Annotated in this window: 13 protein-coding genes and 3 tRNA genes (1 of these 16 only partly in view); 10 read left to right on the top strand and 6 right to left on the bottom strand. The window is 67.1% G+C overall.

What is annotated here, in order from left to right:
* Position 1 precedes the first annotated feature (1 nt).
* Positions 2 to 1,381, bottom strand: coding sequence for a polynucleotide adenylyltransferase PcnB (pcnB, locus tag RTX79_RS00180; protein WP_057508162.1), 1,380 nt, complete (start codon positions 1,379 to 1,381; stop codon positions 2 to 4).
* Positions 1,382 to 1,434: 53 nt separating this feature from the next.
* Between pcnB and RTX79_RS00175 the strand changes: the two genes are divergently transcribed.
* Positions 1,435 to 1,509, top strand: a tRNA-Glu gene (locus RTX79_RS00175).
* Positions 1,510 to 1,613: 104 nt separating this feature from the next.
* On the opposite strand, the gene RTX79_RS00170 is transcribed toward RTX79_RS00175, so the two are convergent.
* Genes RTX79_RS00170 through xylB form a run of 3 tightly spaced genes read right to left on the bottom strand, consistent with a single transcriptional unit; the run spans position 1,614 to position 5,951 of the window.
* Positions 1,614 to 3,038, bottom strand: a complete 1,425-nt coding sequence (locus RTX79_RS00170) for a sugar porter family MFS transporter (protein ID WP_312680881.1) — start codon at positions 3,036 to 3,038, stop codon at positions 1,614 to 1,616.
* Positions 3,039 to 3,070: 32 nt separating this feature from the next.
* Positions 3,071 to 4,411: a xylose isomerase gene (gene xylA / locus RTX79_RS00165; RefSeq protein ID WP_312680879.1), complete on the bottom strand. Its 1,341-nt coding sequence runs from the start codon at positions 4,409 to 4,411 to the stop codon at positions 3,071 to 3,073.
* A gap of 22 nt (positions 4,412 to 4,433) precedes the next feature.
* Positions 4,434 to 5,951 (bottom strand): xylulokinase, encoded by a 1,518-nt coding sequence (xylB, locus tag RTX79_RS00160; protein WP_312680878.1) that lies wholly within the window; start codon positions 5,949 to 5,951, stop codon positions 4,434 to 4,436.
* Between the two features lie 445 nt (positions 5,952 to 6,396).
* Between xylB and fdxA the strand changes: the two genes are divergently transcribed.
* Positions 6,397 to 6,720, top strand: a complete 324-nt coding sequence (gene fdxA, locus RTX79_RS00155) for a ferredoxin FdxA (RefSeq protein ID WP_057508809.1) — start codon at positions 6,397 to 6,399, stop codon at positions 6,718 to 6,720.
* Positions 6,721 to 6,820: 100 nt separating this feature from the next.
* Here the strand turns inward: fdxA and RTX79_RS00150 are convergent, their stop codons facing one another.
* Together RTX79_RS00150 and dapA are read right to left on the bottom strand one after the other, a co-directional pair.
* Positions 6,821 to 7,369, bottom strand: coding sequence for a hypothetical protein (locus RTX79_RS00150; RefSeq protein WP_312680876.1), 549 nt, complete (start codon positions 7,367 to 7,369; stop codon positions 6,821 to 6,823).
* A gap of 28 nt (positions 7,370 to 7,397) precedes the next feature.
* Entirely contained in the window at positions 7,398 to 8,291 is an 894-nt protein-coding gene (dapA, locus tag RTX79_RS00145; protein WP_312680875.1) for a 4-hydroxy-tetrahydrodipicolinate synthase, read from the bottom strand.
* 164 nt (positions 8,292 to 8,455) lie between these two features.
* Between dapA and RTX79_RS00140 the strand changes: the two genes are divergently transcribed.
* The 8 genes from RTX79_RS00140 to RTX79_RS00105 all read left to right on the top strand — a co-directional run.
* Entirely contained in the window at positions 8,456 to 9,016 is a 561-nt protein-coding gene (locus RTX79_RS00140; RefSeq protein ID WP_042615184.1) for a glycine cleavage system protein R, read from the top strand.
* Between the two features lie 102 nt (positions 9,017 to 9,118).
* On the top strand, positions 9,119 to 9,598 hold the full coding sequence (locus tag RTX79_RS00135) for a peroxiredoxin (RefSeq protein WP_057508812.1): 480 nt from the start codon (positions 9,119 to 9,121) through the stop codon (positions 9,596 to 9,598).
* 85 nt (positions 9,599 to 9,683) lie between these two features.
* Entirely contained in the window at positions 9,684 to 11,081 is a 1,398-nt protein-coding gene (locus RTX79_RS00130) for a PhoH family protein (protein ID WP_057508813.1), read from the top strand.
* Positions 11,078 to 11,572: a hypothetical protein gene (locus RTX79_RS00125; protein WP_312680867.1), complete on the top strand. Its 495-nt coding sequence runs from the start codon at positions 11,078 to 11,080 to the stop codon at positions 11,570 to 11,572. Before RTX79_RS00130 ends, RTX79_RS00125 begins: the two co-directional genes overlap by 4 nt.
* A 50-nt stretch (positions 11,573 to 11,622) precedes the next feature.
* Positions 11,623 to 12,432 carry a bifunctional hydroxymethylpyrimidine kinase/phosphomethylpyrimidine kinase gene (gene thiD / locus RTX79_RS00120; RefSeq protein ID WP_312680866.1) on the top strand — a complete coding sequence of 270 codons (810 nt, stop codon included), beginning with the start codon at positions 11,623 to 11,625 and terminating at the stop codon, positions 12,430 to 12,432.
* A complete protein-coding gene (locus tag RTX79_RS00115; RefSeq protein WP_312680863.1) occupies positions 12,429 to 13,283 on the top strand; it encodes an alpha/beta hydrolase family protein in 855 nt (284 codons plus the stop codon). The genes thiD and RTX79_RS00115 overlap by 4 nt, the downstream gene beginning before the upstream one ends.
* Positions 13,284 to 13,346: 63 nt before the next feature.
* A tRNA-Arg gene (locus RTX79_RS00110) sits at positions 13,347 to 13,423 on the top strand.
* Between the two features lie 56 nt (positions 13,424 to 13,479).
* A tRNA-Arg gene (locus RTX79_RS00105) sits at positions 13,480 to 13,534 on the top strand (it continues 122 nt past the right edge of the window).

Raw genomic sequence — 13,534 nt, 5'->3', positions numbered from 1 at the left:
CTTACTCGGCAGCCGGTGCGCCGGGAGCACCCGGGCGACGACGACGGCGGCGGCGCTTGCGCGGCTCGTCACCCGCATCGTCGGCATCCTGCGTGTGCAGGTCATCCAGCGCACTTTCCAGCTCTCGGCCGGACTGCTGCTGCGCCTCGCGCCAGAACGCCACGTCGCTGGCATGTTCGCTGGAGGCCACCTGGCGCAGGATCAGGAAGTCGAACGCCGCGCGGAAACGCGGGTGGGTCAACGTGCGGAACACGCGCTTGCGCTGGCGTGAGCCGAAGCGGGCCTGCAGCAGCCAGATCTCCTGCATCGGCAGCGAGAAGCGGCGCGGCAGCGCGATGGTGGTCAGCTGGTGCAGGGTCACCCGGTCGGCGGCGCGACGCTGCGCTTCTTCTTCGGCGACACCCTGCTTGAGCAGCGTGGCCTGGGTTCGGCAGAACGCCGGCCACAGCAGCAGCGCGAACAGGAACGAGGGCGACACCGGCTCGTCGTTGGCCACGCGCTGGTCGGTGTTGGCGAGGCCTTCGATCAGCATGCGGCGCAGCGCACCACTGCGGTTGGAACGCAGCGCCTTGCCACTTTCCGGGAACATCACATCGAACAGGCCGTAACGCTCCAGGCCCTCGAAGCTGGCCACGCCATGCCCGCCCAGGAACAGCTTGAGCACTTCCTCGAACAGGCGCGCCGGGGCCGCTTCGTTGAGCAGGTTGGCGAGCTGCGGGATCGGCGCGGCGGTCTTTTCCTCGATCTGGAAACCGAGCTTGCCGGCCAGGCGCACGGCACGCAGCATGCGCACGGGATCTTCGCGGTAACGCTGTTCCGGATCGCCGATGAGCTTCATCAGGCGGGCCTGCACGTCTTCGAAACCGCCGGTGTAATCACGCACCGAGAAATCCTCGATGGCGTAGTACAGCGCGTTGCAGGTGAAGTCACGGCGGATGGCATCGTCTTCGATGGAACCGTACACGTTGTCGCGTACCAGCATGCCGTTTTCCATCTCGCGGTCGCCGCTGCCGTCATCGATGTTGGCACGGAAGGTGGCCACTTCGATGATCTCGCGGCCGAACACCACGTGGGCCAGGCGGAAGCGGCGACCGATCAGGCGGCAGTTGCGGAACAGCTGCTTGACCTGTTCGGGCGTGGCATCGGTGGCCACGTCGAAGTCCTTGGGGTGGCCATTGACCAGCAGGTCGCGCACGGCGCCACCCACCAGGTAGGCGCCGAAGCCGGCATCCCGCAGGCGGTACAGCACGCGCACGGCGTTGGGGCTGATGTCCTTGCGCGAGATGGTGTGCTGGTCGCGCGGGATGACGCGCAGGCTGATCGGAGTTGTCACGGAGGGAATGATGTTGGCGCTTCCGGTTGAAGTTTCGGGATTGCCCAATGGCATCGAGATGCATATACTAGCGCGCCTGCCCCGGCAGTGACACTTCAAACGCTCCCTTCGTCTAGAGGTTAGGACGTGGCCCTCTCAAGGCTAAAACAGGGGTTCGAGTCCCCTAGGGAGCACCAGTCACTGCAGCAGGAAGCAATAAACCCGCCATGAGCGGGTTTTTTTGTGCCTGTTGGCGTGTCGTTGAAGGCCCGGCGCGGTGGCGCCGGGCCCTGCGTGGAGGTCAGCCTTCCATCTGTTCCAGCTCCTTGCCCTTGGTCTCGCGCACGTAGCGGATCACGAAGAAGATCGACAGGAACGCGGCTACCGCATAGATGCTGTAGGCACCGGCCAGACCGATCCCGGCCAGCAGGATCGGGAAGGTCACGGTGATGGCGAAGTTCGAGGTCCACTGCGCCGCACCCGCCACGGCCAGCGCCGAACCGCGGATCTGGTTGGGGAACATTTCGCCCAGCATCACCCACATCACCGGGCCCCAGGACATGTTGAAGAACACCACGTAGACATTGGCCGCCACCAGCGCCAGCCGGCCCATGCCATCGGACAGCTGCAAGCGGCCATCGACCAGGCTGCCGCTGGAGAACGCCACCACCATCAGGGCCAGCGCGATCGCCATGCCCACCGAACCCACCCACAGCAGCGGCTTGCGACCGATGCGGTCGATCAGCACCACCGTCACCAGGCACGCCCCGATGCTGAGTGCACCGGACAGCACGTTGATCAGCAGCGCATCGTTTTCGGAAAAGCCCACTGCCTGCCACAGCACTGCGCCGTAGTAGAACACCACGTTGATGCCGACCAGCTGCTGCAGCACGGCCAGCCCGATGCCCACCCAGACGATGCCGCGCAGCTTGCCGCTCGCCTTGTCCTTCAGATCGGCGAAGGACGGCCGGTGCTGGTGCTGGGCCAGGCTGTGCTCGATCTCGCCGAGCTTGGCCTGGGCCTCCACCGCACCGTACAGCCGGGTCAGCACCGCCGATGCTTCCGCCCTGCGCCCCTTCACCACCAGGAAGCGCGGGCTTTCCGGGATCACCAGCAGCAGCGCCAGGAACAGCAGCGAAGGAATGGCCTGCATCCAGAACATCCAGCGCCATGCTTCCTGCCCCAGCCACAGCACTTCGGTGGACGCACCCGCCGCGCGTGCCAGCAGGTAGTTGCTCAGGAAGGCCGCGAACAGGCCGCTGATGATGGCGATCTGCTGCACCGTGGCGAGCTTGCCGCGATAGCGCGCCGAGGCGACTTCGGCGATGTACGCCGGGGCCATCACGCTGGCCGCGCCGACCGCGAAACCGCCGATCACGCGCGCGGCGACGAACAGCCACGACGCGTGCGCCGCGCCGGCCCCCAACGCCGACAGCAGGAACAGTACCGCCGAGATGATCAGCACGCTGCGCCGTCCCAGCAGGTCACCCAGCCGCCCTGCCAGGAACGCGCCGATGGCACAACCGAGCAGCATCGAAGCCACTTCGAAGCCGAGCGCGGCTTCGCTGGAATTGAACGCGTTTCGAAGGCCGTCGACGGTGCCGTTGATGACCCCGCTGTCGAAGCCGAACAGGAAGCCACCAATGGTGGCCACGCAGCTGATCAGCACGATGAAGGCGGTGTTCTCGCCCTGCGTGCCGGAGGAAGCGGATAGCGCTGTGGACATGGGTTTACCCGGTTGCGATGGACGCCTGCCGCTCAGCGCAGCAGGTACTGGTTGAGCAGGTTCTCATACGCTTCCTGCCGGCCGCTACGCTGCCGCGGCTCGCCGGCCTGCTGGGCGTGCGCGCACAGGTCCTGCAGGGTCAACTGGCCATTGGCGAACGCAGCGCCCGCGCCATTGTCGAAGCTGGCATAGCGTTCGCTGCGCCACTGTTCCAGCGGCGAAGCGGTGACCAGTGCATGGGCGACTTCCAGGCCGCGGGCAAAGGTATCCATGCCGCCGATGTGGGCGATGAACAGGTCCTGCGGGTCGCTGGATTCCCGACGCACCTTGGCATCGAAGTTGAGCCCGCCATCACCAAAGCCGCCCTGCCGCAGCACCACCAGCATCGCGCCTACCGCGTCATACAGGTCGGTGGGGAACTGGTCGGTATCCCAGCCGTTCTGCGGGTTGCCGCGGTTGGCATCGATGCTGCCCAGCAGGCCGGCATCGGAGGCCACCTGCAGGTCGTGGGCGAAGGTATGCCCGGACAAGGTGGCGTGGTTGGCTTCGATGTTGAGTTTGAAGTCGCGGTCCAGCCCATGCGCGCGCAGGAAACCGACCACCGTGGCACTGTCGAAATCGTACTGGTGGTGCATCGGCTCCATCGGCTTGGGTTCGATCAGGAAGGTCCCGGTGAAGCCGATGCCGCGGCCGTAATCGCGCGCCGCGGCGAGGAACCGCGCAAGATGCGCCTGCTCGCGCTTCATGTCGGTGTTGAGCAGGCAGGCGTAGCCTTCGCGGCCACCCCAGAACACATAGTTGCTGCCGCCCAGCGCCACCGTGGCATCCAGCGCCGCCCTGACCTGCACCGCAGCGCGCGCGACCACGGCGAAATCCGGATTGGTCGCTGCACCGTTCATGTAGCGCGGGTGCGAGAACAGGTTGGCCGTACCCCACAGCAGCTTGACCCCGGTCTGCCGCTGGCGCTCGCCGGCGATTTCCACCATGTGCCCCAGGTTGTCGCGGTACTCGCCGATGTCATCGGCATCCGGCGCCAGGTCGACGTCATGGAAGCAGTAGTACGGCACGCCCAGCTTGGTGACGAACTCGAAAGCGGCATCGGCCTTGGCCTCGGCACGCGCCAGCGGCGTGGCGCCCTGGTCCCACGGATAAACGCGCGTACCGGGGCCGAACGGGTCGTGCCCTGCCCCACAGAAGCTGTGCCAGTACGCCACGGCGAATCGCAGGTGCTCGGCCATGCTGCGCCCGCCGACCTGTTTGTCGGCGTCGTAGACCTTGTAGGCCAGCGGATTGTCCGAATCGCGGCCTTCGAAGGGAATGCGACCGACACCGGGGAAGAACTCGCGCTGGCCAACGTAGAACGAAGAACTCATGGGCAACATCCTCTGGGGGAAATCAGGGCAGGCGCTGGCTGTACAACGGCAGCGAGGCCTGCAGGTAATGGACGAAACGCTGGTAGCCGCGTGCATACGAAGCACCGCGGACGGGATCGGGCTGCGCTGACAGGGCCGGGTCGAACACCACGTGCGCATCGACCAGGTCAGCCAGCGGCATGCTGGCGCCGGCACATGCCCACGCCGCCTGCAGCGCCGCGCCGAAGGCCGCGCCTTCGGCTTGCACGGGCACTTCGACCGGCAACTGGAACAGATCGGCGATCAGCTGGCGCCAGGCGGCGCTGTTGGCACCACCGCCGGTGAGCACCACCCGCGCGCCCTGCAGGCCCGCCTCGTGCAACGCGTCATAGCCCAGTTTCAGGCTGTAACTGGCGCCTTCCATGGCCGCGCGATAGAGATTCGCCGGGGACAGGTTGTGCAGGTCCATGCCGTGCAGGGCGCCTTTGGCCAGCGGCAGGTCCGGACTGCGTTCACCGTTGAAGAACGGCAGCAGCACAAGCCCTGCCGCGCCGGGCAGGCTGGCCTGCAGCAGCGCCTCGGTCTGGTCGTGCTGGATACCGAGCAGCGCGGCGACCTGGTTGGTGGCGACCGTGCAGTTCATCGTGCAGATCAACGGCAGCCAGCCTCCGTCGGAGGCACAGAACGCGGCCCAGCGCCCCTGCGGGTCGATCTTCGGCCGGGCACTCCAGGCAAACAGCGTGCCCGACGTGCCCAGGCTCATGCTCAGGCGACCTTCGCGCACCGCACCGGTGCCGATGGCGGCCATCATGTTGTCACCGCCGCCGACCGCCACGCGTATCCCGGCCGGCAGGCCGAGCGCAGCGGCCACCGCAGGCAGCAGGGCGAAGGTGGTGTCGGGCGCCACCAGCGGCGGCAGCAGGCCGGCCAGATCGCGATCCGGATCGGTCGCGGCCAGCATCTGCGGCGACCACTGCCGCGCACGGACATCCAGCCAGCCCGTGCCGGAGGCATCGCCACACTCCATGAAGCGCGCGCCGGTCAGCCACAGGTTGAGGTAGTCGTGCGGCAGTGCGATGCCGTCCAGCGACGCGTAGGCCTGTGGCCGATGCTGCTTCGTCCACGGCAGCTTGGACGCGGTATAGCCCACCCGCAACGGATTGCCGGCTGCCGCGATACAGGCGCTTTCACCACCGACGGCGGCGGTGATCGCATCGCACTGGGCGGTGCTGCTGGTATCGCACCACAGCTTGACCGGTGCCAGCACCGAATCATCGGCCGCCAGCGCCACCAAGCCATGCTGCTGGCCCGACACCGCCAGCCCCGCGACCCGCGCACGCACCGCCTGCGGCAGCGCCAGCACGCAGTCCTGCAGGGCCCGGATCCAACTGGCAGCGTCCTGTTCGCGACTGCCATCGTCGGCGCTGTCCAGCGCCAGCGAACGCGACTGCTGCCCCACCACCTCGCGCGCTGCCGGATCGTAAGCCAGCACCTTCAGGCTCTGCGTCCCGGCATCGATGCCCAGGTAGACCGCCCCTTCCCCGCTGTTTTGCTGCCGCACCCGCCACTCCCACGTCGCGATGTCCACCGATGGACATCGAGTGTTGCCGGGCCGTTCCCGCAGGGCAATGTGCAGTGCATCAATTGCCACGGCGCGGCCGGGTTGCGGCCTGCCTCTCACGGCCTGCGGGCATTCGCCGACCATGGGTCGGCGCTACCAGGCCTGGTGGCACCGCGCGGCCCCCACACCGCGTTCGGCAGCACGCGGAGGCTGTCAGGGCGGCGGGCGGGTGGGGTCTGCAGGACGCTGAGCCGCATGGATGCGGCGACGCAGCCTACAGGGACGTACTCGCGGCGTGTCCTGCAGACCCCGCCGGCTCGCCGCGAACACCGAAACCGGCAAGGACATCGCTCCCGCCAGCCGCGATCGGGTTGCACCCGTTCGACCACCCCCACCCCAACCTGTTCTAGAATTAGCGGCTTGAAAGACGGATCTGCCTCCCCCCATGCCCTTTGTCGTCACTGAAAACTGCATCAAGTGCAAGCACACCGATTGCGTGGAAGTGTGCCCCGTGGATTGCTTCCACGAAGGCCCCAATTTCCTGGTGATCGACCCGGATGAGTGCATCGACTGCACCCTGTGCGAGCCCGAATGCCCGGTCAACGCGATCTTCCCCGAAGACGACGTCCCGGCCGGCCAGGAAGCATTCGTCGCCCTGAACGCGGAACTGGCGAAGGAATGGCCGGTGCTGACCGTGCGCAAGGACCCACCCGCCGACGCCGGCGACTGGGATGGCAAGCCGGACAAGCTGCCGCTGCTGGAGCGCTGAACCGCGCGCACCGCAACGAAGAAGGGCGCCCTCGGGCGCCCTTCTTCGTTGGTGCTGCAGGTGACGCCGAGCACCGCTCGGCGCAACCCGGCCTGGCCCGTTACGGCGCCAGCTTGGCCTTCAGCGCAGCGATCAGCTTGACCGGCGCATCGGCGGTAGCCGGCAGGCCGCGCGGATCCACCGCCGACACGTAGGAGCCGCCGTTCACCGCGACCACGCGGACCAGGAAGTTGCTGCCTTCGAAGGCCACGTCGTAGGAACCCAGCAGCTGGGCACGGGTGGCGATGGTCAGCCCGTCGATGGCTTCCAGGGCGGTGCCGACGTCGGTGAACGCCTGGTCCTTGCCCGCGGTGACGTTGAAGCCGGACGCGTTGTTGGCCGGCGCGGCCGGGGCCTGGCCCGGGGCAGCAGCCGGGGCCGGACGCGAAGCCTGCGAGGCCAGCACCGAACCGGTTTCACCGGTGGTGGACGCCTTGCCGGCACCGGCCGGTGCGGTCAGGTCCGGCGGGACTTCCAGCGGGCGCACGTCCGGGGCCAGCGCGTAATCGCCGCGCGCACCCTTCTTGAAGCAGCCGGTGGTGGCCACGACGGTGCCCAGGGCAAGGATCGCGATGGACAGCACGCGGAAGGTGGAAACGGATTGACGCATGGGAATCTCCTGGAACGCCACGAGGGGGTCAGTGGCTGGAAAGGGCTTCGAGCGCGGCGATGTCGCCGGCCAGATGTTCGGCCGCGGGCTGGTGTGCTGCCGACAGCGGCAGCAACGGCAGGCGCAGGTCATGGCCGATGCCGATCCGGCGCAACAACGCCTTGACCGGGATCGGATTCGGTTCGACACCACAGAAGTCATGGAACGGCTGCAGGCGCGCGTCCCAGCTTTCGGTCGCATCGTGATCATGGGCGGCGGCAAGCTCGCACATCCGGCGGTAGGCACCGGGCAGCGCGTTGGAGCCCACCGAGATCAGGCCATCCATGCCGGCCTGGATCGAGCGCGCGGCGGTGCCGTCATCGCCGCTGAGGATGGCGAAGTCGTCGCCGCGCAGCGCCAGCAGCGCCTTCACCCGGCCGTTGTCACCCACTGCTTCCTTGATGCCGACGATGTTCGGATGAGTGGCCAGTTCGGCCACCGTTTCCGGCAGCATGTCGCAGCCGGTGCGGCCGGGCACGTTGTACAGCACCACCGGCAGGCCGCCGTGGTCGGCCACGGCGCGGTAGTGGGCGATCAGCCCCGCCTGGGTCGGACGCACGTAGGGGGGGGTCACCACCAGCGCGTGGGTCGCCCCGGCGGCGGCGGCGCGACGGGTCTGTTCGATGGTCTTGGCGGTGCCGGACAGGCCGGTACCGGCCAGCACCGGCACGCGGCCGGCAATGCGTTCGACCGCGCTGGCCAGCAGCTGGTCGTATTCCGCGTCGGACAGGGTGGCCGCTTCGCCGGTGGAGCCGGCCACGACCACGCCGCGCACCCCTCCTTCCAGCTGCAGGTGCAGCAGGCGCTGCCAACCATCGGTGTCGAGGGAGCCGTCGGCCCGGAAGGGGGTCGCCAGCGCGGTGATGAGGCCGGAAAGGGACAAGGCGTGCTGCTCGTGGCTGTAGGGGGGAGAAACGGGACGGCAGGGAGTCCCGGCCGTCATGCATGTTACTTGCGGCGCGAAAGCGCGGGCAAGTATGCTGGACGCCGGTGAATCCCCGCCCGTTGGGGGCATTCAGACTCACGCACGCATTACCCGGAATCGCCTTGACCGACACCACCCCGCGCCCTTCGCCCAGCGAAAACCATCTCCTGATCAACGCCTACACGACGCATCCGGAGTCCCCCCTGCTGCCTGTCACCCGCCGCATCGCCGACAGCGGCTGCAACCTGGTGGACGCACGCCTGTCCACCGTGGGCCGCGATGTGTCGGTCACCGCGCTGGCTACCGGCTCCTGGGATTCGGTGGCCAAACTGGAGGCCATGCTGACCCGGCTGGAGCGCGAGGAAGGCCTCAAGCTGGTCTGGTACCGCACTGAAGCCAAGCAGGCGCAGTCCAACCTGCTGCCCTACATCGTGGAAGTGATCGCCGCCGACAAGCCGGGCATCCTGTTCCAGCTGGCCGATTTCTTCGACCGCCAGGGCATCACCATCGAAAGCCTGCAGAGCACGCGCTACCGCGCCATGCAGACCGGCGCGGAAATGTTCAGCGCGCAGGTCACCATCGGCGTACCGGCGAACATGCACATCGCCGCGCTGCGCGATGATTTCCTCGAGTTCTGCGACCACCTGAACCTGGACGCGATCATGGACCCGATGAAGTTCTGACGGTTTTTCGCACACCCGTCACGGGTGTGCGATGTTTCATGCAAATGTAGTAGCGTCGAGCGTGCTCGATGAAGGCTCCACCCCAGGCTCTGCAAGGAACACATGAACAACGGCGACACCCTGGACCGCACTACCCTGTCCCTCCCGCTGGCATTGTCCGGCGGCGCCCACGCCTCCCTCGGCGACTTCGCCGGCCAGTGGCTGGTGTTGTACTTCTACCCCAAGGACAGCACCCCGGGCTGCACCACCGAAGGCCTCGATTTCAATGCCCTGCTGCCGCAGTTCGAGCAGGCCGGCGCGGTGGTGCTCGGCGTCTCGCGCGACTCGGTGAAATCGCATGACAACTTCTGCGCCAAGCAGGGATTCGGCTTCCCGCTGGTCAGTGACAGCGACGAGGCGCTCTGCAGCGCCTTCGATGTGATCAAGCTGAAGAACATGTACGGCAAACAGGTGCGCGGCATCGAACGCAGCACCTTCCTGGTTTCCCCGCAAAGCCGCATCGTGCAGTCCTGGCGCAAGTTGAAGGTTGCCGGCCATGCCGATGCGGTGCTCGACGCACTGAAGGCCGCCCAAGCACAGTGACTCCCATCGCCTACTTCGTCTGCCACCTCCCTGCCCGCGTGCAGGCCGGGGTGGTTTTCCCCTGCCCGTCCACCAGGAACCGATGATGACCCGAGGCAAGCGCATCTACGTGCTGGATACCAATGTGCTGATGCACGATCCCACCGCGCTGTTCAAATTCGAGGAGCACGATGTCTACCTGCCGATGCAGGTGATCGAAGAGCTGGACAATGGCAAGAAGGGCACCTCCGAAGCGAGCCGCAACGCCCGGCAGGTAAGCCGTTTCCTCAATGAACTGGTACAGGCTTCCGGGCTGGACAACCTGGCCGAAGGCATCCCGCTGCAGCGACCGAACGGCCTGCAGCTGCGCGGCGTCCACAGCGCCGGCAAACTGCGTTTCCAGACCAGCCACTTCGACGCCGGCAAGAGCTTCGGCAAGGTCATCCCGGACAACGCCATCCTCGGCGCGATCCTGGCGCTGCAGGAGGAATCACCGGACGTGCCGGTGGTGTTCGTGTCCAAGGACATCAACCTGCGGATCAAGGCCGCCATCGCCGGGATCGTGTCCGAAGACTATGAGAACGACCGCGCGCTGGATGATTTCAGCCTGCTGTATACCGGCGCCACCGAACTGCCGGAAGACTTCTGGAAGCGACACGCCACCGACCTGCGCAGCTGGAGCGACAAGGGCCGTTCGCACTACGAAGTGGAAGCGCACGAAGACGAAGACTGGTATCCCAACCAGTACGTTTACCTGCCCGGCGACGACGAGGTGGAGCTGCGCGTCAGCAAGGTCACCGGCGACACGGTCAACCTGGCACTGGTGGATGATTTCCGCCACGGCAGCCATGCGGTCTGGGGCATCAGCGCGCGCAACCGCGAGCAGAATTTCGCGCTCAACGCGCTGATGGATCCGGACATCGACTTCGTCACCCTGCTCGGCACCGCCGGCACCGGCAAGACCCTGCTGGCACTGGCTGCCGGCCTGGCGCAGACGCTGGACCAGCAGCGCTACCGGGAAATCATCATGACCCGCGCCACGGTCAGCGTGGGCGAGGACATCGGCTTCCTGCCCGGTACCGAAGAAGAAAAAATGACGCCGTGGATGGGCGCGCTGACCGACAACCTGGAAGTGCTGACCCAACCGCAGGAAGGCGGCTCGTGGGGGCGTGCGGCGACCAACGACCTGCTGGCCAGCCGGATCAAGATCCGTTCGATGAACTTCATGCGCGGACGCACGTTCCTGTCGCGTTACCTGATCCTTGACGAAGCGCAGAACCTCACTCCGAAGCAGATGAAGACGCTGATCACCCGTGCCGGTCCAGGCACCAAGATCGTCTGCCTGGGCAACGTGGAGCAGATCGACACGCCCTACCTGACCGAAACCACGTCTGGTCTCACCTATGCGGTGGACCGCTTCAAGAACTGGCCGCACAGCGCGCACATCACGCTGCGCCGGGGCGAACGTTCGCGCCTGGCCGATTACGCATCGGAGGTGTTGTGAACCGATTGACGCAACTGCTGTTGCCACTGGCGGCGGGCGCCCTGCTGGGCGCCTGCAGCACCGTGCAGGGCCCGCCCAGCATCCCCACTGCAGTGAAGACCGGACAGTCGTGGGTCGTGACCCGCCCGGTGGTGGCCGCGCAGGTGCTCGACACCTGCTCGCGCCCCAGCCCGGGGCGCGATGCCGGCCGGGTCACCGGCTATTGGGCACCCAGCCGCGTGCAGATCGAGCAGCTGGAGGCCCAACTGCAGCAATTGGCAGGCCAGGTAAGCGCGCCGCAGGACTTCGACCGGCAGTACGTGGGCATCGAAGCCGACGGCCGCGAGCTGATCTACGTCAATGCGTTCAGGCTGCCTGACGGCAGCGGCATCAACCCGGCGCGCGAAGCGATGCGTGCCTGCGATGGCGGCGCGATGTTCTGGGGCGCGGTGTTCGATCCGAAGCTCGGCACGTTCTCCGAATTCCATGCCAACGGGGGCAAACAGGGCTAGCGGCGGATGATGACGAACCGGCGGGCATGGCGGGGGCCTACAATCGGCCCATGAGCCCGAACACGCCCGCTTCCGCCCTCACCATCGCCGGATCCGATTCCGGCGGTGGTGCCGGCATCCAGGCCGACCTGAAAGCCTTTGCTGCCCACCGCGTGCATGGCCTTTCGGCGATCGCCGCGCTGACCGCGCAGAACACCCGCGGCGTCACCGCCGTGCATGTGCCGCCAATCGCGTTCCTCCACGCCCAGATCGCCGCCTGCTTCGATGATTTCGATGTCCACGCGGTCAAGCTGGGCATGTTGGCCAACGCCGAGGTGATCCACTGCGTGGCCGATGCGCTGGAAAAACACCGCCCTCCCCACATCGTGCTGGATCCGGTGATGATCGCCACCAGCGGCGCGCGCCTGCTGGAAGACAGCGCGCTGGAGGCGCTGCGTACGCGCCTGCTGCCGCTGGCCACGCTGGTCACTCCGAATACCCCGGAAGCCGAGCTGCTGGTCGGCCGGCGCATCCTGGACGGCGATGATGCCGAGCACGCTGCCGCCATGCTGCTGGACCTGGGCGCAGGCGCGGTGCTGCTCAAGGGCGGCCATCTGCAGGAGGGCAACCGGGTCATCGACCGCTTCTTCGACGGCGTCAGCAGCGAAACCTTCATCCATGCCCGGCTGCCGGTGGACGCGCACGGCACCGGCTGTACGCTGGCATCGGCGATTGCCGCCCAGCTGTGCAACGGGCTGAGCCTGGCCAATGCCTGCGAGGCCGCCATAGATTACGTAGCGCGCGGGCTGCAGCAGGGCTATGCCCCCGGGCGCAGCACGGTGCTGGTGCTGGACCACTTCGGCGCTGCCTCCCACGCATGACCGGCGACGCGCCCAGCACGCCGCTGCAGGCGGCCGACGGACATGCCTTCACCCTGCTGCACTGCCTGCCCGCGCAGCCGCGTGCACGGCTGCTGTGGCTGCCTGCGCTGGGCGTGGCCGCGCGCCATTACCTGCCCTTGGCGCAGGCGCTGGCCGCGCAGGGCATCGCGGTCTACCTGCATGAGTGGCGCGGCAACGGCAGCAGCGCGCTGCGCGCTTCGCGCGCGCAGGACTGGGGCTATCGGGAAATCCTTGAATTCGACCTGCCGGCCAGCCAGCAACTGCTCGCCCTGCATGACCAACGCGACGGCGCGCTGCCCTGGATCATCGGCGGCCACAGCCTGGGTGGGCAGGTGGCGTGCCTGCATGCCGGCCGCGTCCCGGCCTGCTTCCGGCAGCTGTGGCTGGTGGCCAGCGGAACGCCGTGGTGGCGCTGCTTCCCGGCCCCGCGCGGCTGGCTGTTGCCGCTGGCGTACCGCTTCCTGCCATGGCTGGCGCACCGCAACGGCGTGCTGCCCGGCCGACGGCTGGGCTTTGGCGGCAACGAAGCACGCGGCCTGATCCGGGACTGGTCCCGCGTCGGCCTGAGCAACCGCTACGCCGCCGTTGGCCTGCACGAAGACCTCGAAGGCCAGCTGCGCCAGGTGCAAGGGCGTGCCCGCGCGGTGGTCATGGCCCATGATTGGCTGGCGCCGACGGGGTCGATGCAGGCCCTGCTGGCCAAGTTGCCGCGGGTGCAGGCGACCACCGTCGTGCTGGATGCCGCGACCCTTCGCGTACGGGCCGATCACTTCCACTGGATGCAGGCGCCGGAGCCCGTTGCAGAGGCGCTGCTGCGTTCATTTGACTGAAATTCTTCACAAAGGCGTTGACGGATGCAGCGGTAATCCGCATAATTCCGCTCCTGTTGCAGGGCGCCCGTAGCTCAGTTGGATAGAGTACCTGGCTACGAACCAGGCGGTCGGGAGTTCGAATCTCTCCGGGCGCACCATCAACAGGAACACCAACCCGCCGTTGGTGTGAGTAACAAAAAAATCGCTGTCACATGCGCCCGTAGCTCAGTTGGATAGAGTACCTGGCTACGAACCAGGCGGTCGGGAGT

This window comes from Stenotrophomonas chelatiphaga (assembly GCF_032054965.1).
In the GTDB taxonomy this organism is placed as follows: Bacteria; Pseudomonadota; Gammaproteobacteria; order Xanthomonadales; family Xanthomonadaceae; genus Stenotrophomonas; species Stenotrophomonas chelatiphaga.
Note: the sequence above shows the minus strand (reverse complement) of the source record. Positions and strands in the feature narration are given on the sequence as shown.

What these genes read in the sequence shown, in the direction of transcription:
- RTX79_RS00170 (WP_312680881.1), bottom strand. Translation starts at nt 3,038, where the DNA reads ATGTCCACAGCGCTATCCGCTTCCTCCGGCACGCAGGGCGAGAACACC.
- xylA (WP_312680879.1), bottom strand. Translation starts at nt 4,411, where the DNA reads ATGAGTTCTTCGTTCTACGTTGGCCAGCGCGAGTTCTTCCCCGGTGTC.
- fdxA (WP_057508809.1), top strand. Translation starts at nt 6,397, where the DNA reads ATGCCCTTTGTCGTCACTGAAAACTGCATCAAGTGCAAGCACACCGAT.
- RTX79_RS00150 (WP_312680876.1), bottom strand. Translation starts at nt 7,369, where the DNA reads ATGCGTCAATCCGTTTCCACCTTCCGCGTGCTGTCCATCGCGATCCTT.
- RTX79_RS00135 (WP_057508812.1), top strand. Translation starts at nt 9,119, where the DNA reads ATGAACAACGGCGACACCCTGGACCGCACTACCCTGTCCCTCCCGCTG.
- RTX79_RS00130 (WP_057508813.1), top strand. Translation starts at nt 9,684, where the DNA reads ATGACCCGAGGCAAGCGCATCTACGTGCTGGATACCAATGTGCTGATG.
- thiD (WP_312680866.1), top strand. Translation starts at nt 11,623, where the DNA reads ATGAGCCCGAACACGCCCGCTTCCGCCCTCACCATCGCCGGATCCGAT.
- RTX79_RS00115 (WP_312680863.1), top strand. Translation starts at nt 12,429, where the DNA reads ATGACCGGCGACGCGCCCAGCACGCCGCTGCAGGCGGCCGACGGACAT.